Source organism: Streptomyces sp. NPDC048297, from assembly GCF_043201585.1.
Taxonomy (GTDB): Bacteria; Actinomycetota; Actinomycetes; order Streptomycetales; family Streptomycetaceae; genus Streptomyces.
Map to the genome: position 1 here is coordinate 205,607 of NZ_JBICZA010000009.1, position 19,039 is coordinate 224,645.

Consider the following 19,039-nt stretch of genomic DNA (forward strand, 5'->3'; position numbering starts at 1 on the left):
TTCTACAGGTGCGGGCTGATGGCCGGCATCAGGTCCTGGAAGGTACGGCCGTTGGCCGGGGTTCCGAGGGCAGTCATCGTCCAGCCCGATCCGGCGCGGTGCACCTTGGCCATGATCTGGGCGGTGTACTCGCCGCCGCCGGCCAGCGTGTAGCGGGCCAGCTCCTGGCCGTTGGTCTCGTCCACCAGACGGCAGAAGGCGTTCTCCACCTCCTGGAAGGTCTGCCCCGTGAAGGAGTTGACGGTGAAGACGATCTGGTCGATGTGGACCGGGATGCGCTGCAGGTCCACGAGGATGGCCTCGTCGTCGCCGCCCTGGCCGACGCCGCCGACCAGGTTGTCGCCGGTGTGACGCACGGAGCCGTCGTCGCTCACCAGGTGCCGGAAGAAGACGACGTCCACGGGCTCCTTGTCGGCGAACAGCACCGCCGAGGCGTCCAGGTCGATCTCCCGTGTGCGTGAGCCGAACAGACCGCGCCGCTTGGCCGCCTTCCAGCCGAGACCCATACGGACCGCGGTCAGGCTGCCACCGTCCTTCTTCTCCAGGCTGATGGCCTGACCCTTGGTCAAGTTGACGGTCACGGCTGCTTCCCCTCTCGGTGTTCCCCTGTTGCCGCGCGATGCGCGGTTGTCGAGAACCCTACGCAGGAGCACTGACAGTGCCGAACCCCGGTCCGCGCTTTGTGTCGGTGTTGCAACACTGCGCGCATTTACCGAGGTCCGGCACTGTGGCGCGGACTCAGGCGATACCCGCCTCGCGCATCTGGCGCAGTTCCTTCTTCATCTCGGAGACCTCGTCACGCAGCCGGGCCGCGATCTCGAACTGCAGCTCGGCGGCGGCGGCACGCATGCGCTCCGTCATCTCCTCGATCTGCTCGGCGAGTTCGGCCGCCGGACGGTCCGTGGGCACTGCGGCCCCCGCCTTGCCCTTGGCCGACTTGCCGGCCTTCGCGGCCGTCCCTCCCTTGGCCGCCTTGTCGCCGAGCGACGGGACGGGTGCCTTGGCGCCCTTGCCGTCCTTCAGCTTGCGATAACCGGAGCCGAGCAGCTGCTCGGTGTCGACCTCCTCGCGGGCGATCTGCGCGACGATGTCGTTGATCTTCTTGCGCAACGGCTGCGGGTCGATGCCGTTGGCCTTGTTGTACGCGACCTGCTTCTCCCGGCGCCGGTTGGTCTCGTCGATGGCCTTCTCCATCGCCGGGGTGATCTTGTCGGCGTACATGTGGACCTGGCCGGAGACGTTGCGCGCCGCGCGGCCGATGGTCTGGATCAGCGAGGTCCCGGAGCGCAGGAAGCCCTCCTTGTCGGCGTCGAGGATCGCCACCAGGGACACCTCGGGCAGGTCGAGGCCCTCACGCAGCAGGTTGATGCCGACGAGGACGTCGAACTCGCCGGACCGCAGCTCGCGCAGCAGTTCCACACGGCGCAGGGTGTCGACGTCGCTGTGCAGGTAGCGCACCTGGATGCCGAGCTCCAGGAAGTAGTCGGTGAGGTCCTCGGCCATCTTCTTGGTGAGTGTGGTGACCAGGACGCGCTCGTCCTTCTCGGTGCGCTTGCGGATCTCGTGCACCAGGTCGTCGATCTGCCCCTCGGTGGGCTTGACCACGACCTCCGGGTCGACCAGGCCGGTCGGGCGGATGATCTGCTCGACGACACCGTCCCCGCGGGACAGCTCGTAGGTTCCGGGGGTCGCCGACAGGTAGACGGTCTGCCCGATGCGCTCCTGGAACTCCTCCCACTTCAGCGGCCGGTTGTCGAGGGCGGAGGGCAGCCGGAAGCCGTGCTCGACCAGGGTGCGCTTGCGGGAGGCGTCGCCCTCGTACATGGCGCCGATCTGAGGCACCGTGACGTGCGACTCGTCGATGACGAGCAGGAAGTCGTCCGGGAAGTAGTCCAGCAGCGTGTTGGGCGGGGAGCCGGGCAGGCGGCCGTCGAAGTGCATCGAGTAGTTCTCGACACCGGAGCAGGTGCCGATCTGACGGAGCATCTCGATGTCGTACGTGGTCCGCATCCGCAGGCGCTGGGCCTCCAGGAGCTTGCCCTGCTTCTCCAGCTCCGCGAGGCGCTCCCCCAGTTCCTTCTCGATGTCGTTGACGGCCCGCTCCATGCGCTCGGGGCCGGCGACGTAGTGGGAGGCGGGGAAGACGTACAGCTGCTGGTCGTCGCTGATGATCTCGCCGGTGAGCGGGTGGAGCGTGGACAGGGCCTCGATCTCGTCGCCGAACATCTCGATGCGCACGGCCAGCTCTTCGTAGACCGGGAAGATCTCGATGGTGTCACCGCGGACGCGGAAGGTGCCCCTGCTGAAGGCCACGTCGTTGCGCGTGTACTGGATGTCGACGAAACGGCGCAGCAGCTCGTCCCGGTCGATCTCGTCGCCGACCCTGAGAGGGACCATCCGGTCCACGTACTCCTGCGGAGTACCTAGGCCGTAGATGCAGGACACCGAGGCGACCACCACGACGTCACGACGGGTGAGCAGCGAGTTCGTCGCCGAGTGGCGCAGGCGCTCGACCTCCTCGTTGATCGAGGAGTCCTTCTCGATGTAGGTGTCCGACTGCGGGACGTAGGCCTCGGGCTGGTAGTAGTCGTAGTACGAGACGAAGTACTCGACCGCGTTGTTCGGCAGGAGTTCGCGGAACTCGTTGGCCAGCTGGGCGGCCAGTGTCTTGTTCGGAGCCATGACCAGCGTGGGACGCTGAAGCTTCTCGATCATCCACGCGGTGGTGGCGGACTTGCCGGTGCCGGTCGCGCCGAGCAGGACGACGTCCCTCTCACCGGCCTCGACGCGCTTGGCCAGCTCGGCGATGGCCGCCGGCTGGTCGCCGTTGGGCTGGTAGGAACTGACGACCTCGAAGGGCGCCACCGTGCGTTCGATGTGGGAAACGGGCCGCATGCCATCAACCGTACGACCCCCCACTGACAACGGGCTCGGGTCAGCGGTTCTGGGGGGTGCGGGAGGCTCGGGAACCCGCGTGGCGGAGCGGCCCGCGGACGGGGCGGAGCGGCAGGTGCCGGACATGGTGGGAGGCGACGGTGGCGGCCGGGACACCCGGTTTGAACTCGACCGGGGGCAGCGCGGGCTTGCCCATGACGATCAGCGGGTCGAACATCACGACGACGCCGGCGAGGAGCAGGAAGGCCAGTGGGCCGATCAGCATCAGCGCGAGCACGGAGGTCGGCGAGTCGCCCGGGGTCGTGTCGGGGACGCCGTGGAGGTGGACGCTGAGGGCCGCCATACCGGTGTAGTGCATCCCACTGACGGCCAGGCCCATGACGAGGCTGGCTCCCACGCTCCACAGGAGGCCCCGGACGCGCCCGGCGGCCCACAGGGCGGTGGTGGCGGCCACGACCGCTATGACGACGGAGGCGGCCACGGTGAGCGTGTTGTACTGAAACCGCCCGTGGAAGCGCATGCCCGCCATGCCGAGGTAGTGCATCGAGGCGATGCCCAGACCGGTGACCGTGCCGCCGGTGAAAAGGGGGATGCCGGTGGCGCCCCGGTAACCGACGATGAAGATCCCGAAACCCACCATGACGATGGCCAGGCCGAGGCTCGCGTAGGTCATCGGTTTGTCGTAGTGCATCGGGATGTCCTTGATGGTGAAGCCCATCATGGCGATGAAGTGCATGGTCCATATGCCGGAGCCGATCGCCGCGGCGCCCAGGGCCAGCCAGGCGGGCCTCCAGGAGTGGCTGACCAGCAGGGACCGGGTCGTGCAGCGCAGGCCGAGGGCACCACCGAGGCACGCCATCACATACGCGGCCAGCGGGGTGACGACCCCGTAACTGAATCCGTCGACCGTGCCTTGCATGCGCGGCTGCCCTTCCGCCTTCTTGCGTCCCGGAATACCTGACATGTGCCCCCGTCCCAGGACCGCGGCGGCGGTCAGGGTAGACGCAGAGAGTATGACCCCCACCGGAATGGTCGAACGATTTTCCGGCAAAGAAACACGGCCCTGCCCCAGTTGTGCGGCACCCATGAGCGGACGCGGGCGGTGGTATTCATTCTGTGGCCGTCCTGCGCGCGCGTGTCGTCGCTCCCGGGCTGAGAAAATCTGGTGCTGTCGGTGTTCTCTCGACGCGAGGAGTACGTATGCACGTGCACGCGCGCGCTGTCGCCGCCACGGCCGTCGCGATCCTGGCAGCGGTGACCCTGCTGAGCCCCTCGTCCCCCGCGCGGGCCGGTGAGACCGGCGACGCCACGGTGATCGCCCACCGGGGCGCCTCGGCCTACGCCCCCGAGAACACCCTCGCCTCCATCGACAAGGCGGCACAGCTCGGCTTCACCTGGGTGGAGAACGACGTCCAGCGCACCAAGGACGGCCGGCTGGTCGTGATCCACGACGACAGCCTGGCCCGCACGACAAACGTCGAGGACGTCTTCCCCGGACGGGCACCGTGGAAGGTGAAGGACTTCACCGCGGCCGAGATCGCCCGGCTGGACGCGGGCAGCTGGTACTCCCCCGCATACGCGGGCACACGCGTGCCGACACTGGAGCAGTACATGCGCCGGGTCGAGCACAATCACGAGCGGCTGCTGCTGGAGATCAAGAATCCGGAGCTGTACCCCGGCATCGAGCAGCAGACCCTGAAGCTTCTCGGCAACGAGGGCTGGCTGGACCAGCGGCACCTCGGGCGGCTGGTCGTGCAGAGCTTCAGCGCGGACAGCGTGCGGACCGTGCACGAGCTGAAGCCGGCTCTCACCACCGCCTTCCTGGGCAAGCCGCCGGTGGCGCAACTGCACGCGTACGCGCGCTTCGCCGATCTGGTCAATCCCTCGTACGGCTCGATCTCCGCCGGCTACGTCTCCTCCGTGCACGCCGTCACCGGGCCGCACGGCAGGCGGCTCGGTGTGTTCGCCTGGACGGTGGACGACAAGGTCGCCGCCTGGCAGGTCGTGGGCTACGGCGTCGACGGGATCATCACGAACAAGCCCGACGTGGTGCGGGCGGCGCTGCGCGCAAACTGAGCCGTCGTCCCTGGTCGGGGGCGTTGACCAAGCTCCTATCAGGTCATGGTCCGCCCGGCCGGAGCCATGAGAACCAGGTTCCGGCGGCCGGGCAGAACAACGCGAAGACAGCCCAGCAGGGCGCCAGTCAGTGGCAGAGCCACGACCGCCGGAACCCGCGTACGAGTATCAATGTCAGTGGCGGGCCGTACGGTGGGTTCATGGACAGTCACGGGCAGGACGAGCAGCAGGTCGTGTGGGCCGTCGTGGGCACCGGTATCGGTCCGCTGATGCTGGCGGCGACGCGTGCCGGTCTGGTCAACGTCGTCTTCCACGCCACGGACGCCGTGCGCGAGCGGACGCTGGAGCGCCTCGCGGCACGGCTGGGGACCGAGCCCGTCGAGGCTCTGGACTCACCGCTCCTGGCCGAGGCGATACGCCAGATCGAGGCGTACTTCGCGGGCGAGCGCCACGATTTCGATCTTCCCCTGGACTGGTCGCTGATCTCCGGGTTCAACCGGCAGGTGCTGCGCGAACTGGCCTCCGGCGTCCCGTACGGCACGGTGGTGGGCTACGGCGATCTGGCCGGGCGGGTCGGGCAGCCCGGCGGGGCGCAGGCGGTGGGCGCGGCGATGGGCTCCAATCCGCTGCCGGTCGTCGTGCCGTGCCATCGGGTGGTGGAGAGCGACGGCGGTATCGGGGGCTTCGGGGGCGGTCTGGAGGCCAAAAGAAAGCTGCTCGCCTTGGAGGGTGTGCTGCCCGAGCCGCTGTTCTGACACGGGCGGGGCCACAAGCGTTTAGCCGGGAGTGCGGATCGCCAGAGATGAGGGAGGACCGACGGACAGGAGGCGGGCGCGTGGTGCTGGTGTTGTCGGAAGAAGTCCGGGAGGCGATCGGCGCACGGCGGCCCGTGGTGGCCCTGGAGTCCACGATCATCGCGCACGGGCTTCCGCGTCCACGAAATCTTCAGGTGGCGCTGGAGCTGGAGGACGTGGTGCGCCGGGAGGGCGCGGTGCCCGCCACCGTCGCCGTGGTGGACGGGCGCCCGCGCGTCGGCCTGGACAAGGAGCAGTTGGAGCGGGTCGCCAACGAGAACGGCATCCGCAAGCTCGGCCACCGCGATCTGCCCCTGGCCGTGGCGGCGGGAGCGAGCGGGGCGACCACGGTGTCGGCGACGGCACAGCTCGCGGCGCTGGCCGGCGTCCGGGTGTTCGCGACGGGCGGCCTGGGCGGTGTGCACCGGCAGTGGACGGTGACGCAGGACGAGTCGGCGGATCTGGGCCTGCTGGCGCGGACCCGGATCACCGTGGTCTGCGCGGGCGTGAAGTCGATCCTGGACGTGCCGGCGACCCTGCAGCGCCTGGAGACGCTGGGCGTGGCCGTCGCGGGGTATCGCACCGAGTGGTTCCCCGGCTTCTACCTGTCCGACTCGGGTCATCCGGTCGACTGGACGCTGGACAGCCCGGAGCAGGTCGCGGAGGTCATGCGGGCGCAGGACACGCTCGGCGCGCGGGAGTCGGCTCTGATCGTCGCCAATCCCGTCCCGCAGGAGGAGCAGCTCGATCCGGCCCTCCACGCGCGTGTACTCGCGGACGCGCTGCGCGCCTGTGAGGAGGAGGAGATCACCGGCCAGGCCGTCACCCCGTTCCTGCTGGACTACCTGGTCCGGCACACGGACGGGGCCTCACTGAGCGCCAACCTGGCGGCGGTGCGCGGCAACGTGCGGCTGGCGGCCCGGATCGCCACGGCGTGGACCAAGGGGTGACCACGAGCAGGGCCGGGGCGCTGCTGGTCGTCGGGGACGTCGTCACGGACGTCGTCGCCCGGCATCGGGGTCCGCTCGCCGGGGGCACCGACACCGCGGCCGTGATCCGGACGCTGCCGGGCGGCGCGGGCGCCAACGTGGCCTGCTGGGCCGCCGACGCGGGCTGTGCGGACGTACGGCTGCTGGGTCGGGTCGGTGCGGATGCGGTGCGGTGGCACGAGCGGGAGCTGGTCGCAAACGGTGTGCGGCCGCGGCTAGTGGTCGATCCGCAGGCAGCGACCGGAACGGTGATCTGCCTGGTCGACACCGGTGCGGCGGCCGAGCGTACGTTCCTCACGGACAGCGGTGCCTCGCTGCGGCTCGAGCCCGCGGACTGGTCGGACGCGTTGCTCGACGGGGTCGCCCGGCTGCATCTCTCGGGCTATCTGCTGTTCTCGGAGACCAGCCGAGCCCTCGCGGAGGTGGCGCTCGCGGCGGCACGCGCGCGTGGGGTGCCGGTCAGTCTGGATCCCGCGTCGGCGGGCTTCCTCGTGGAACTGGGCGTGGACCGTTTCCTGGCGTTCGCGGAGGGGCTGGACGTGCTGTTGCCCAGCCGGGACGAGGCGTGTCTGCTGACCGGGCTGTCCGACTGGGCGGACGCGGCGACCAAGCTGAGCCGGGTCGTCCCGCTGGTGGTGGCCAAGTCGGGTGCGGACGGGGCGCTGGTGGCCCGCTCCGGAGACGCGCTCGCCCGGGTTCCGGCGGCCGCGGCCACGCCCCGGGACACGACCGGCGCCGGTGACGCCTTCACCGGCGCCTTCCTCGCCGCCCTCGTCGCAGGCGCGGATCCCGGGGAGGCGGCACGGGACGGATGCCGGGCGGGCGCGCGGGCGGTGGAACACGTGGGCGGCAGACCGCCCCCTCGGGGCAGGGAGAGCAGGGACTCACCCCCGTAGGCGAGCATCTGGCACCCGGCACAGCTCACCAAGGCCGGCCAGGCGGAGCCGCGCTCGCCGTGAGCGGTCCAGGCGAGCCTCGCCGCGCCGGCCGCACGGCAGGACAACGACGTCCGATGCTTCGACCCCTGCGACCTCCGCCTCAGCCCTTATGCGACCTCCGCCTCAGCTCTTACGACCCCACGCCGAGATCATCGGCGCCGTCGCCAGGTCCATGCCCCCCGCTTCCACGTTCGCCAGGTGCCGGTCGATCTCCTCGTCGGTGGCCAGGCCCGCGGCGACGAGCTGCTCGCGGATCTGGCGGACCGTGGCGGACTCCAGCGCGCTGCAGGCGGGTGAGGACATGGGGAAGTACGCGTCGGCCTCCACCCCGCGCAGTCCGGCCTCGCGGAGCAGGCGCGGGAGCTTGCGGCCGTAGGACAGGTCGGCGCCTCGGTGGGCGAGCAGTTTGCGGAAGCCGTGCCGCAGCCGGTTGGCGAGCTGCTGCTCGGGACCGTACTCGTCGGGGCAGATCAGGGGCTGCAGGGCGGGGTCGGCGTCCTCGATCAGCAGTCGTCCGCCGGGCCGCAGCGCCTTGACCATGGACCGCAGCGCCCTTTCCCGGTCCGGTACGTGGACGAGGACCAGCCGGGCGTGCACGAGGTCGAAGCCCTCGGCCGGTGGCTCCTGCGCGCCCACGTCGTGGACCCGCACCTCCACCGGGTGCCTGGCCACGGCGGCAAGCCGCGAGGTGTCGATGTCGGTGGCGACCACCTTGCCCGTCGGACCGACCTTCTTGGCGAGCCAGGACACCACCGAGGTGCCGCCGGCCCCGACCTCCCAGCAGCGCCAGCCAGGTCCGAGTCCGAAGCCTGTGAGGTGCCGGAACGTCGTGGGATCGAAGAGGGTGGCGAAGGCGTCGAAACGCTGTCCCGCCTCCGTCTGCTGGTTGTCGAGGAGGTACCCGTCGGATCGCGTCATGCGGCGATCATCCCAGCCGCCCCCGTTGTCCGAAGCGGCCGACGCTCCGTCCACAGGCGGGAACAACCCCGTCCACAGGCGGGAACAACCCCGTCCACAGGCGGGAACAACCCCGTCCACAGGCGGGAACAACCCCGTCCACAGACGGGAACAAAGCGGAACGGCCTGTTCCCACAGGCTTACCCGCCCTTTGCGCGGGACTGGCAGACTTTCCGGGCAGGACGCGAAAGCGGTGTGCGAGGAGATCCAGGCAAGGAGACCCAGATGTCCATGGCGGGGAATCTGCGGAAGGTCACGGGGCTGGGCAGGGTCGGTGGTCTGCGCAAGGTGGCGCGGCTGGCCCGGCGGCGGTCGCGCGTGGACCTGAGCCATCCCGCCAGGTCGCCGCTGGGCTCCTCGGTCGTGAACTGCGTGATGTACCAGGACGGCGTCCGGGTGCCGGGGTGCACCGACCTGGTGGATGCCGTGAAGATGGTGCGCAAGCGCGGCGAGGGTTTCGTCTGGCTGGGGCTGCACGAACCGACGGACCATGAGTTCGCGGGCATCGCCGAGCTGTTCGACCTGCACCCGCTGGCGGTGGAGGACGCGGTCGAGGCCCATCAGCGCCCGAAGCTGGAGCGGTACGGGGAGACGCTGTTCGCGGTGTTCAAGACCGTCTGCTACGTGGAGCACGAGAAGTTGACGGCGACGAGCGAGGTGGTGAACACCGGCGAGATCATGGTGTTCGTCGGTGAGGACTTCGTCATCACGGTGCGGCACGGCCGGCATGGCTCACTCGGCCCGTTGCGGGAGGAGCTGGAGGCGGATCCCGGGCAGCTCGCGAAGGGGCCGGCGGCGGTGTTGCACGCGATCGCCGACCATGTCGTCGACGACTATCTGAACGTCACGGACGCGGTGCAGGCCGACATCGACCAGGTCGAGGCGGACGTGTTCTCGGAGAGCGGTGAGCGGACCGACCCGGGGCGCATCTACCAGTTGAAGCGTGAACTCCTCGAACTGAAGCGGGCGGTGGTGCCGCTCGCGCGACCGGTGGAGGATCTGTCCATCCGGCCGATACGGGTGATCGACCCCGAGATACAGGCCTATTTCAGGGATGTCCTGGACCATCTGATGCGGGCCAAGGACCAGATCGCCGCGTTCGACGAGCTGCTCAACTCGATCCTGCAGGCGCACCTCGCGCAGGTGACGGTCGCGCAGAACGAGGACATGCGGAAGATCACGGCGTGGGCCGCGGTGATCGCCGTGCCGACGATGGTCTGCGGGGTGTACGGCATGAACTTCGACCACATGCCCGAGCTCCACTGGCGGTTCGGATACCCGCTCGTCATGGGCGTGATGGTGCTCGCCTGCGGCGTGCTGTACCGGGGCTTCCGGCGCAACGGCTGGCTCTGACGCCGTTGCGCCGGGAGGGCCGGCAGCTCGCGGAGGAGGGGACGGGCGGCTCGGCTCAGCCGTTCCAGGCGGGGTGCCGTGGGTCGTCGGCGCGGACCAGCACGTCGGCCGTGGCGGCGGGGTCGTTCTCGGCCTCGTAGCGCTCGAAGGCGGCGAGCGTCCAGTGGTCGGTCTCGGGGGTACGGCGGCGCAGGGCGCCAGGAGAGAGGAGGACGTGGACGGTCAGGTCGAAGGGGAACCAGTGGCCCAGAAGGAGGGGGCCGTGCAGCAGCAGGATCCCGCCGGGTGGCAGCTGGACGTAGGCGCTGCGGGTGGCGCGGTCGGTGGCCGGGTCCCACAGGTCGGGCAGGACACGGCCGTCGCCTCCGGGGTCGAGCGGGCCGAAGACCTCGCGCCAGAGGGCGTTCGTGTCGAACCAGCCGCTGTAGTACGACTCCACGTCCCGCCGCCCGTGTTCCAGGCGCAGTGAGGCGGGGCGCACGAAGCCCTCGGAGCCGACGACGAGCGACGGCCGGCCGCGCACGCGCAGCGCCTCGGCGACGCGCTCGGCCAGGTCTCCGGGGCGTGCGGCAGGCGCACCGTCGAAGCCCACACGGGTCCAGGCACCGCCGTCGGCCGGTGCCAGCCCGACGAGCCGGTCGGCCAGCAGCTCGGCCAGCCGGTCCCAGGTGATCGCTTCGAGTCGCACGGGCCCATGATGCCGGGTGACATCGGAGACCGGGGCGGGGGGCTCTCGGCTGCCGACGCACAGGTGGCTCGGCGGGAGCGAGACGGTGACTCGGCGGAGGGAGAGAAAGGTGGCTCGGCGGAAGGCGGGAAGGTGGCTCGGCGGGAGCGAGAAGGCGGCGTGGGCCGGGGTGGGAGCGGTGGGTGGGGACGGGGAATGAAGCGCGTATGGCACGACTCGCAACTTCCCTCTTCCCCGGCGGACTTGTCGTCGTCCAGCCGTTGCGGCGCAAGCGCTGTGCCGGGTGCCGGCGTGGGCCGCTGTCGCTGCTCATGCTGGAGGACGGGGCGCCGCGCTGCCTCGACTGCGCGGATCTGGGGCACCTGGTGTTCCTGCCGCGTGGCGACACCGCGCTGACCCGGCGGTCGCGGGAGGAGGGCACGTTGTCGGCGGTGGTGGTGCGGTACAACCGGCGCCGGAGCCGGTACGAACGGCAGGGCGTGCTGGTGGAGGAGGACGCCCTGGCGCGGGCCGAGGCGCGGTGCCTGGCGGACGCGGAGGCCCGACATCGCCGGCGGGTGCGGGACGCGAGGCGCAGGGAGGCGGAGGACGAGCGTTTCGCCGCAGCGTTCGCGGCCGAGATCCGGCGGCTGTTTCCCGGGTGCCCGGCGGAGCGGGCCCGGGAGATCGCGGCGCACGCGTCCGCGCGGGGCAGTGGGCGGGTGGGGCGCAGTGCGGCGGGGCGGGCGTTGTCGGAGGGGGCGGTGATCTCGGCGGTCGTGGCGTCCGTGCGGCATGTGGACACGTCGTACGACCAGCTGCTGATGACCGGCCTGCACCGGTACGAGGCGCGGCGGCGGATCGCGGAGGTCGTGGAGGGCGTGCTGCGGGGGTGGGGGTGGGGGGAGATGGCCGACGCCGGGTGAGGGGGCGGGGGTGGTGGACGCCGGCGTATGGAGTGGCGGTTCTCGGGCATGGGCAGGGGCCGGGGTTTGGGGTTCACTCGGAGTGAGGCGTTGTGGGGTGATCGGGCGACATGGAAGCGGGGTGTGGAGATGGTCGAGGGGCCGTTCTTCGTGTTGGCGGTGCTGGGGGTCCTGGGGACCGGGCTGGTGGCGGGCGTCTTCTGCGCGTTCTCAACGTTCGTGATGCGGGGCCTGGCCTCGCTGCCGCCCGCGCAGGGCGTGGCGGCGATGAACGCGATCAACGTGGCCGCGGTGACGCCTGCCTTCATGCTGGTGTTCAGCGGTACGGCGGTGCTGTGCGCGATAGTCGCGGTGGTGACGTTCGTGGTGTGGCCGGCCGACGGGAAGGCGGCACTGCTGCTGGGCAGCGCGCTGTATGTGTTCGGGTCCTTCGGGCTGACCCTGGTCGCGAACGTGCCGCGCAACGACAGGCTGGCCCGGATGACGCCGGGCACCGCGGAGGCGGCCGAGTTCTGGCCGGCGTACGTGCGCGAGTGGACCTTCTGGAACCACGTCCGGACCGTCGCCTCCGCAGCCGCCGCCCTCGCGTACGTGGTCGCCCTGACCTGATTGTCCTCTCCCCCGGGGCGCCGGTCGCCATTCTGCGCAGGTGACAGCGGCGACGTATCGTGGCGAAAAGGGTGCCGCCCGATGACGTACAGCCCGGCGTGAGCGCAGTGCCCCGGTTTGCGTACGCGAGGTAGCCGACCATGGCCGATCCCAAGGGGTTCATGAACACGCCGCGCCAGGAGTGGCCGCGGCGGCCCGTCGAGGAACGGGTCCGGGACTGGGACGAGGTGTACGTCCCGGGCGCGCTGCTGCCCATCATCAGCAAGCAGGCGGACCGGTGCATGGACTGCGGCATCCCGTTCTGCCACGACGCGTGCCCGCTGGGCAATCTGATCCCCGAGTGGAACGACCTGGTGTCGCGGGAGGACTGGCTGGCGGCGAGTGACCGGCTGCATGCCACGAACAATTTTCCCGAGTTCACGGGGCGACTGTGTCCGGCGCCGTGCGAGGCGGGGTGTGTGCTCGCGATCAACCAGCCGGCCGTCACCATCAAGAACGTCGAGTGTGCGATCGCCGACCGGGCCTGGGAGGAGGGCTTCGTCCCGCCCCGGCCGCCGGACCGTCTGACCGGGAAGACCGTCGCGGTGATCGGCTCGGGGCCGACCGGGCTCGCCGCCGCGCAGCAGCTGACGCGGGCCGGGCACACGGTGGCCGTGTACGAGAGGGACGACCGGATCGGCGGGCTGATGCGGTACGGCATCCCCGAGTTCAAGATGGAGAAGCGGCACCTGGAGAGCCGGCTGGAGCAGATGCGGGCGGAGGGGACACGGTTTCGTACGTCGACGGTGGTCGGACGGGACGTGCCGGCGACGGAGCTGCGGGCGCGGTACGACGCCGTGGTGATCGCCACAGGTGCCACGGCGTGGCGGGAACTTCCGGTGCCGGGTCGGGAGTTGAACGGGATACACCAGGCGATGGAGTATCTGCCGCTGTCCAACCGGGTGTGTGAGGGGGATCTGGAGGTCTCGCCGCTGTCGGCGGCGGGCAGGCACGTGGTGATCGTGGGGGGTGGGGACACCGGGGCGGACTGTCTGGGGACGGCCGTGCGGGAGGGGGCCGCGTCCGTGACGCAGCTGGACATCTACGCGCAGCCGGGCGCCGAGCGGGACGACGAGGCCGAGCCGTGGCCGACGTACCCGAAGATCTACCGGCTGTCGGCGGCTCACGAGGAGGCGCGGGACCTGCGGACGGCTCCCGAGGCGCACGCGGACGCGCGCTTGTTCGCGGCGTCCACGCTGCACTTCGACGGGGACGAAAGGGGGCATGTGCGGTCGCTGCATCTGGTCGAGGTCGACGAGCGGCGTCAGCCGGTGTCGGGCAGCGGGCAGACGCTGCCCGCCGACCTCGTCCTGCTCGCGCTCGGTTTCTCCGGGCCCGATCGGGAGGACGGGATCATCGATCAGCTGGGGCTGCGGCTGGAGCCTCGCGGCACGATCTCCCGGGACCGTGGCTTCGCGACGAACGTGCCCGGGGTGTTCGCGGCCGGGGACGCGGCCCGCGGGCAGTCGCTCATCGTGTGGGCGATCGCGGAGGGACGGGCGGTGGCCGCGGCCGTCGACCACTATCTGACGGGACGTTCGGTGCTGCCGGCGCCGATATCGCCGTACGACCGTCCGATGGCCGTGTGACGGCGCGAGGTCGTGAGGCCGTATGGCCCCGTATGGGCGTGAGGCCGTGAGGTCGTCGTGAGGGCGTGACGGTCGGCTGTCAGTTCTTCCTCTCGTCCGTTCCCGCGATCTTGCCCGTGGCGAGGGCCACCCGGTTCCAGGTGTTGATCGTGAGGATCAGGGCGAGGACGTGGGCCAGTTCCTCGTCGTCGAACTGGGTGGCCGCGCGGGCGTAGACGTCGTCGGGTACGCCCGCGTCGGCAACGAGGGTGACCGCTTCGGTCAGGGCGAGGGCCGCCTGCTCCTTCGGGGTGAAGAAGTGCCGGGCCTCGCGCCAGACGGCGACCATGTGCAGCCGGTCCTCGCTCTCGCCGGCCTTGCGGGCGTCGTTGGTGTGCATGTGGAGGCAGTAGGCGCAGTGGTTGAGGTGGGAGGCGCGGATCTGGATCAGTTCGACCAGCGCGGGGTCGAGGCCCGTGCGGGCGGCGGCGTCGAAGCCGATGAGGGCGCGGAAGACCTTCGGGGCGGACTTCGCGAAGTCCAGGCGCGTGCGGGCGGGCCGGGTCTCGGCCCCGGCGATCGCGGCGGCGGTGATGGCGGCGGGGGGCGTGGTGTCGGGCGCGTGCGTGGTGTTCATCGTGCTCATCGTGTTCGTCGTGCTCGTCGTGTTCGTCGTCATGTGCTTCAACCTATGACCCGGAAAGACCGGCTGTAGGGTGCATTTTCATGGTGGATTCGTGGGTCAATTCGGCGGAGCGGATCGGGGCCGACCTGCATCTGGATCTGACCGGGCAGGGCGGGCGGCGGGCCGCGTTGATCCGGGTGTTGCGCGAGGCCGTGCGCGACGGCCGGTTGGCGCCCGGCACGCGGCTGCCGCCGTACCGCTCGCTCGCCGCGGACCTGGGCGTGGCCCGGAACACGGTCGCCGACGCGTACGCGGAACTGGTCGCGGAGGGCTGGCTGACCGCCCGCCAGGGCTCGGGCACCCGGGTCGCGGACCGTGCGCGGCCACTGCGGCCCGCCGAGCGGGTGCCCAGGAAGAGCCCCGCACGCGCGCGTGGGCCGCGGCACGACCTCAGGCAGGGCACGCCGGACGCCTCGGCCTTCCCGCGAGCCGCCTGGTCGGCCGCGTATCGCAGGGCTCTGCAGGCGGCGCCGAACGAGGCCTTCGGGCCGGGGGATCCCGCCGGGCGGCGCGAGTTGCGCGAGGCGCTCACGGAGTACCTCGCACGCGCGCGGGGCGTGCGCACCACACCCGACCGGATCGTCGTCTGCTCGGGCTTCGCGCACGCGGTGCGGCTGCTGTTCGGACAGGGCGGGCCGGGCGGCGGTGTGCTGCGCGGCCCGCTGGCCGTGGAGGCGTACGGGCTGGGTTTCCACCGGGGCTTGCTCGCGGCGGCCGGCGTACGGACCGTGCCGCTTCCGCTGGACGAGCACGGGGCGAGCGTGGCGGAGCTGGGGCGGGAGCGGGCGGTGCTGCTCACGCCCGCGCACCAGTTCCCGACCGGGGGTCCGCTGCATCCGGAGCGGCGGGCCGCGGTGATCGACTGGGCACGCGCGCGTGGGACGGTGGTTCTGGAGGACGACTACGACGGTGAGTTCCGGTACGACCGCAAGCCCGTCGGCGCGCTCCAGGGTCTCGATCCCGAGCGGGTGATCCACATCGGCTCGGTCAGCAAGAGCCTGTCGCCGGCGCTGCGCCTGGGCTGGATGGTCCTGCCGGAGCGGTATGTCGAGCCCGTACTCGCGGTCAAGGGCGAGCGGGAGGCGTGGGCGAGCGTGCCGGAGCAGCTCGCGCTCGCGGACTTCGTGGTCTCGGGATCGTACGACCGTCATGTGCGGCGGATGCGGCAGCACTACCGGCGCCGTCGTGACCGCCTGGTCGCGGCGCTCGCCGCCCACGCGCCGCACATCGAGGCGACCGGTGTCGCGGCCGGGCTGCACGCCGTGCTGCGGCTGCCGCCCGGCACCGAGCGGTCCACGGTGAAGGCCGCCGCCTGGCAGGGTGTCGCCCTGGACGGCCTCGCCGCCTTCCGGCACCCGGCGACGGACATGCCGCCGGCGGACGGCCTGGTGGTCGGGTACGCCACCCCGCCCGAACACGCTTACACAGCCGCCCTGGAGGCACTGTGCGGAGTGCTGCCACCGCGGTGACGGCGCCCGCACGGCTTCCAGGGCGGCTTCTGACGGACATGGAGGTCGAGCGGAGAGGGCTGGAGAAGGGAGGTCTGGAGAAGAGGTCGGGCGGAAAGGCTGAGTGAGAAGGTGAAGAGGTGAAGAGGTCGGGAGAAGAGGTCGGCGAAGAAGGCTGAGCAAGAAGTAAAAACAAGCCGGTCCGGTCAGGAGAGCAGGAAGTCCGCCTCCCCCGCCTTCGCGCCCTCGATGAAGGCGGTCATCTCGTCCGTGGTGTAGATCAGCGCCGGGCCGTCCGGGTCGGTGGACTGGCGTACGGCGATCCGTCCGTCGGACAGCTTCATCGCCTCCAGGCAGTTGCCGCCGTTGCCACCGCTCCAGGGCTTGTGCCAGCCGACGCTGCCCAGCTCCCGCGCGGGCATGCCGTTGTAGACGCGACTGCGTGGCGTGATGTGGTTCATTCACAGCTCCTTGCGGAGATCCCGCAGGATCTCCTTCGTGCGTTGTGCCGTAGCGGCCTGCGCCGCCATGCGGTCCATGACCTCCAGGTGGGTCGCCACCTCGGAGCGCGCGTCCAGATAGACGGCGCCGGTCAGGTACTCGCTGTAGACCATGTCGGGCAGTTCCGACACGGCGAACCGGAAGAGCACGAAGGGCCCGTACGTCCCCGGGTGCGGCCCGTTGGCGAACGGTGCGACCTGGAGCGTCACATGGGGCAGCTTCGCGACCTCGAGGAGTTTGTCGATCTGTGCGCGCATCACCTCGGGACCGCCGATCGCGCGGCGCAGGGCGGTCTCGTCCATCACCACCCAGAAACGGGGGGCGTCGGGGCGGGTGAGGAGTTCCTGACGCTGCATGCGCAGGGCGACATGACGCTCGATGTCGTCGGGGCTCGTCTGGCCGACGGCGCCGGACCGGAGCACGCCACGCGCGTAGTCCTCGGTCTGGAGCAGGCCGGGGACGAAGTGCGGCTCGTAGGAGCGGATGAGGGAGGCGGCGCCCTCCAGGCTGACGTACATGGAGAACCAGCCCGGCAGGATGTCGTGGAACCGCTGCCACCAGCCCGGCTTGTTGGCGTCCTCGGCGAGCTGCACGAAGAGGTCGGCCTCGTCGTCGCAGACGCCGTAGGCCTTCAGCAGGAGTTGCAGGTACGGGATCTTCAGGGAGACCTCGGCCATCTCCATGCGCCGGACGGTGGCGGGGGCGACGCGCAGGACACGGGCGGCGTCCTCACGCTTGAGCCCGGCGCGCTCCCGCAGGTCCAACAGACGGCGGCCGAGGACCACCTGGCCCACGGTCGGCGCGGACCGTGGTTCGCTCACGTCGCACCTCCAACTGACAGACCAATCCGGCAAAAGAATCCCGACAGCCCTGCGGCGCCGTTCGAAGACTTGCCCGAAGATCCGGCCCGGATCGACGGCAGTCCCAATTGGCGCCGCTCGACGTGCTGTTGCGAGCAGTGTGCCACGGTCCTTGACCGAGTCACACAGCACTCTGCACTTTTCAGAGTGACACTTGCCAAGTGTTCACGGCGGGGAGATAGTGGCAAGCGTGATTCCGTCCGCGCCCTTAGGAACAGAGGCCGTCGCAGACCGTTCCCGTCTCGGTACGGCAACGGCAGATTCCCCTGGTGGGGACGGTGCCGAGCGCCGATTCCGCTTCGAGCTGGCCGCACACCCGGGTTCTCCCGCACAGGCGAGACGCCTGACGCGTGCCCGGTTGGCCGGCTGGTCGGTGTGCGCCGACACGTGTGACGACGCGGCCCTGGTCATCACCGAGTTGGTCACCAACGCCATCGTGCACACCGCGAGCAGTCGTGTGGTGTGCGAGCTGCACGACCACGACGACATGGTCCGCATAGCCGTGCGCGACGAGGGCTGTGCGCCCGGCGAACCTCACCCGGCCGCCCAGCGGCCCGACGAGGAGCACGGGAGGGGATTGCTTCTCATCGACACGCTGTGCCGGGCCTGGGGCGCCCATGAGCAGGGGCCGGGGCTGCTGGTCTGGGCCGAACTGGCCCGGCAGACCGACACGGCCCAGGACATGGCCGAGCCGCGCAACGACCTGGGCTGGGGCGCGCGTCCCAAGCCGGGCACCTCGCGCGGACCGGGCGAGGGGGAACCGACGGAATCCCGGCACGGGGCTCGGGCGGCCCCGTCGACCCCAGCGACTCCGGAAGCGCACGAGCCCGGACAGGACCGGGCGTGAGCGGTGCCGGCGACTTCGCAGGGGCGCACGTGAGCAGGTCCGACGGCTTCGGAAGGGCGTACGTGAACAGTGCCGACGGCTTCGGCCGCATCCGGACGAGCAGCGCCGGCGACTCCGGCCACGGTGGCGTCGCCTCCGGCCGAGCCCGCCTCGGCGGCGCCCTCGGCAACATCCTCGGCGGTACCGGTGCCTCCGGAGGGGCGACGGGCGGCGGCCCTGGAGTCTCGATGGGCCTGGACACCCTGGTCCGCCTCGGACGCCGCCGTCGCACGCCGGACCCGGCGCCCCTGCGGCTGTCGGTGCCCGAGGGCATGACCGCGCCGCTCGGCTGTGACGCGGTGGCCGTGCCGGACCGGATCGGGCAGCAGATCGTTCCGCGCCTGCCCCGGGTGGGGTGTGTGTACACCGACGGCGCGCGCTGGTGGTGGATCGTTCCGTCGGACTCCGACTACGCCCTGCCCTGGCCGGCCCCCGCCCACTACGCCCCCGGCGCCCTGGTCCCCCATGCCGCCCGGCTGATCCACCGCCCGGAGGGCACGATCCCCTACACCCCGCCGATCCCCCTGTACCTGGCCCTGTGCCGGGTGACCGGCACGACCCCGGACTGGTCCAGCTCCCTCTCCGCGTAACGGCGCGCCGACCTCCAAAGCGGTCGATACCTCAAAAGCGGGAGGGACCTCGAAAGCGGGCGGGCCGTCTCACTCGACGGCGTCACCACCCCGGACGATCACCAGGAACGTGTCCGTCGCGAGGTCCATCACGACCTCGGCGGGCAGCCCTTCGAGCCGCCGCGCATAGGCGAACTCCTCCGCGGGCCACGATCCACGCGGTCCGCCGGCGGGAAAGCGCTCGAGCACCTTTCGCCCGTTCACCATCTCGCACCTCCA

General features: G+C 70.8%; 20 protein-coding genes. 11 read left to right on the top strand and 9 right to left on the bottom strand.

What is annotated here, in order from left to right:
* Positions 1-2: 2 nt before the first annotated feature.
* The 3 genes from ACGFYV_RS12850 to ACGFYV_RS12860 all read right to left on the bottom strand — a co-directional run bounded on the left by ACGFYV_RS12850 (position 3) and on the right by ACGFYV_RS12860 (position 3,814).
* Complete coding sequence (locus ACGFYV_RS12850) at positions 3-581, bottom strand: TerD family protein (protein WP_393878391.1); 579 nt, start codon at positions 579-581, stop codon at positions 3-5.
* Between the two features lie 157 nt (positions 582-738).
* Positions 739-2,895, bottom strand: coding sequence for an excinuclease ABC subunit UvrB (uvrB, locus tag ACGFYV_RS12855; RefSeq protein WP_393878392.1), 2,157 nt, complete (start codon positions 2,893-2,895; stop codon positions 739-741).
* A gap of 40 nt (positions 2,896-2,935) precedes the next feature.
* Positions 2,936-3,814 carry an MHYT domain-containing protein gene (locus ACGFYV_RS12860; protein ID WP_393878393.1) on the bottom strand — a complete coding sequence of 293 codons (879 nt, stop codon included), beginning with the start codon at positions 3,812-3,814 and terminating at the stop codon, positions 2,936-2,938.
* 287 nt (positions 3,815-4,101) lie between these two features.
* Here ACGFYV_RS12860 and ACGFYV_RS12865 point away from each other — a divergent pair, with 287 nt between their 5' ends.
* The 4 genes from ACGFYV_RS12865 to ACGFYV_RS12880 all read left to right on the top strand — a co-directional run bounded on the left by ACGFYV_RS12865 (position 4,102) and on the right by ACGFYV_RS12880 (position 7,650).
* The gene (locus tag ACGFYV_RS12865) at positions 4,102-4,971 is read left to right on the top strand and encodes a glycerophosphodiester phosphodiesterase (protein WP_393878440.1); all 870 of its coding nucleotides are present in this window, start codon (positions 4,102-4,104) and stop codon (positions 4,969-4,971) included.
* A 200-nt stretch (positions 4,972-5,171) separates the two neighbouring features.
* Positions 5,172-5,726, top strand: coding sequence for a methylated-DNA--[protein]-cysteine S-methyltransferase (locus ACGFYV_RS12870; RefSeq protein WP_393878394.1), 555 nt, complete (start codon positions 5,172-5,174; stop codon positions 5,724-5,726).
* 80 nt (positions 5,727-5,806) lie between these two features.
* Entirely contained in the window at positions 5,807-6,715 is a 909-nt protein-coding gene (locus ACGFYV_RS12875; protein ID WP_393878395.1) for a pseudouridine-5'-phosphate glycosidase, read from the top strand.
* Positions 6,712-7,650: a carbohydrate kinase family protein gene (locus ACGFYV_RS12880; protein WP_393878396.1), complete on the top strand. Its 939-nt coding sequence runs from the start codon at positions 6,712-6,714 to the stop codon at positions 7,648-7,650. Before ACGFYV_RS12875 ends, ACGFYV_RS12880 begins: the two co-directional genes overlap by 4 nt.
* A gap of 165 nt (positions 7,651-7,815) precedes the next feature.
* Here the strand turns inward: ACGFYV_RS12880 and ACGFYV_RS12885 are convergent, their stop codons facing one another.
* The gene (locus tag ACGFYV_RS12885; protein ID WP_393878397.1) at positions 7,816-8,610 is read right to left on the bottom strand and encodes a methyltransferase; all 795 of its coding nucleotides are present in this window, start codon (positions 8,608-8,610) and stop codon (positions 7,816-7,818) included.
* Between the two features lie 264 nt (positions 8,611-8,874).
* Here ACGFYV_RS12885 and corA point away from each other — a divergent pair, with 264 nt between their 5' ends.
* Complete coding sequence (gene corA / locus ACGFYV_RS12890) at positions 8,875-10,002, top strand: magnesium/cobalt transporter CorA (protein ID WP_393878398.1); 1,128 nt, start codon at positions 8,875-8,877, stop codon at positions 10,000-10,002.
* 55 nt (positions 10,003-10,057) lie between these two features.
* Here corA and ACGFYV_RS12895 read toward each other — a convergent pair whose 3' ends face one another.
* Positions 10,058-10,690 (bottom strand): uridine kinase, encoded by a 633-nt coding sequence (locus tag ACGFYV_RS12895; protein ID WP_393878399.1) that lies wholly within the window; start codon positions 10,688-10,690, stop codon positions 10,058-10,060.
* Between the two features lie 206 nt (positions 10,691-10,896).
* Between ACGFYV_RS12895 and ACGFYV_RS12900 the strand changes: the two genes are divergently transcribed.
* The 3 genes from ACGFYV_RS12900 to ACGFYV_RS12910 all read left to right on the top strand — a co-directional run bounded on the left by ACGFYV_RS12900 (position 10,897) and on the right by ACGFYV_RS12910 (position 13,832).
* A complete protein-coding gene (locus ACGFYV_RS12900; RefSeq protein WP_393878400.1) occupies positions 10,897-11,595 on the top strand; it encodes a DUF2293 domain-containing protein in 699 nt (232 codons plus the stop codon).
* A 129-nt stretch (positions 11,596-11,724) separates the two neighbouring features.
* A complete protein-coding gene (locus ACGFYV_RS12905) occupies positions 11,725-12,204 on the top strand; it encodes a DUF1772 domain-containing protein (protein ID WP_393878441.1) in 480 nt (159 codons plus the stop codon).
* Positions 12,205-12,344: 140 nt separating this feature from the next.
* On the top strand, positions 12,345-13,832 hold the full coding sequence (locus tag ACGFYV_RS12910; RefSeq protein ID WP_393878401.1) for a glutamate synthase subunit beta: 1,488 nt from the start codon (positions 12,345-12,347) through the stop codon (positions 13,830-13,832).
* A gap of 79 nt (positions 13,833-13,911) precedes the next feature.
* Here ACGFYV_RS12910 and ACGFYV_RS12915 read toward each other — a convergent pair whose 3' ends face one another.
* On the bottom strand, positions 13,912-14,490 hold the full coding sequence (locus ACGFYV_RS12915; RefSeq protein WP_393878402.1) for a carboxymuconolactone decarboxylase family protein: 579 nt from the start codon (positions 14,488-14,490) through the stop codon (positions 13,912-13,914).
* Positions 14,491-14,537: 47 nt separating this feature from the next.
* On the opposite strand from ACGFYV_RS12915, the gene ACGFYV_RS12920 reads away from it, so the two are divergent.
* Positions 14,538-15,965, top strand: coding sequence for a PLP-dependent aminotransferase family protein (locus ACGFYV_RS12920; protein ID WP_393878403.1), 1,428 nt, complete (start codon positions 14,538-14,540; stop codon positions 15,963-15,965).
* Between the two features lie 185 nt (positions 15,966-16,150).
* On the opposite strand, the gene ACGFYV_RS12925 is transcribed toward ACGFYV_RS12920, so the two are convergent.
* Both ACGFYV_RS12925 and ACGFYV_RS12930 read right to left on the bottom strand, forming a co-directional pair.
* On the bottom strand, positions 16,151-16,405 hold the full coding sequence (locus ACGFYV_RS12925; RefSeq protein WP_393878404.1) for a DUF397 domain-containing protein: 255 nt from the start codon (positions 16,403-16,405) through the stop codon (positions 16,151-16,153).
* On the bottom strand, positions 16,406-17,266 hold the full coding sequence (locus ACGFYV_RS12930; RefSeq protein WP_393878405.1) for a helix-turn-helix domain-containing protein: 861 nt from the start codon (positions 17,264-17,266) through the stop codon (positions 16,406-16,408).
* Between the two features lie 220 nt (positions 17,267-17,486).
* Here ACGFYV_RS12930 and ACGFYV_RS12935 point away from each other — a divergent pair, with 220 nt between their 5' ends.
* Positions 17,487-18,152, top strand: a complete 666-nt coding sequence (locus ACGFYV_RS12935) for an ATP-binding protein (protein ID WP_393878406.1) — start codon at positions 17,487-17,489, stop codon at positions 18,150-18,152.
* Positions 18,153-18,379: 227 nt separating this feature from the next.
* Positions 18,380-18,781 (top strand): hypothetical protein, encoded by a 402-nt coding sequence (locus ACGFYV_RS12940; RefSeq protein WP_393878442.1) that lies wholly within the window; start codon positions 18,380-18,382, stop codon positions 18,779-18,781.
* A gap of 69 nt (positions 18,782-18,850) precedes the next feature.
* Here ACGFYV_RS12940 and ACGFYV_RS12945 read toward each other — a convergent pair whose 3' ends face one another.
* Positions 18,851-19,027 (bottom strand): hypothetical protein, encoded by a 177-nt coding sequence (locus ACGFYV_RS12945; RefSeq protein ID WP_393878407.1) that lies wholly within the window; start codon positions 19,025-19,027, stop codon positions 18,851-18,853.
* Between the last annotated feature and the right edge of the window lie 12 nt (positions 19,028-19,039).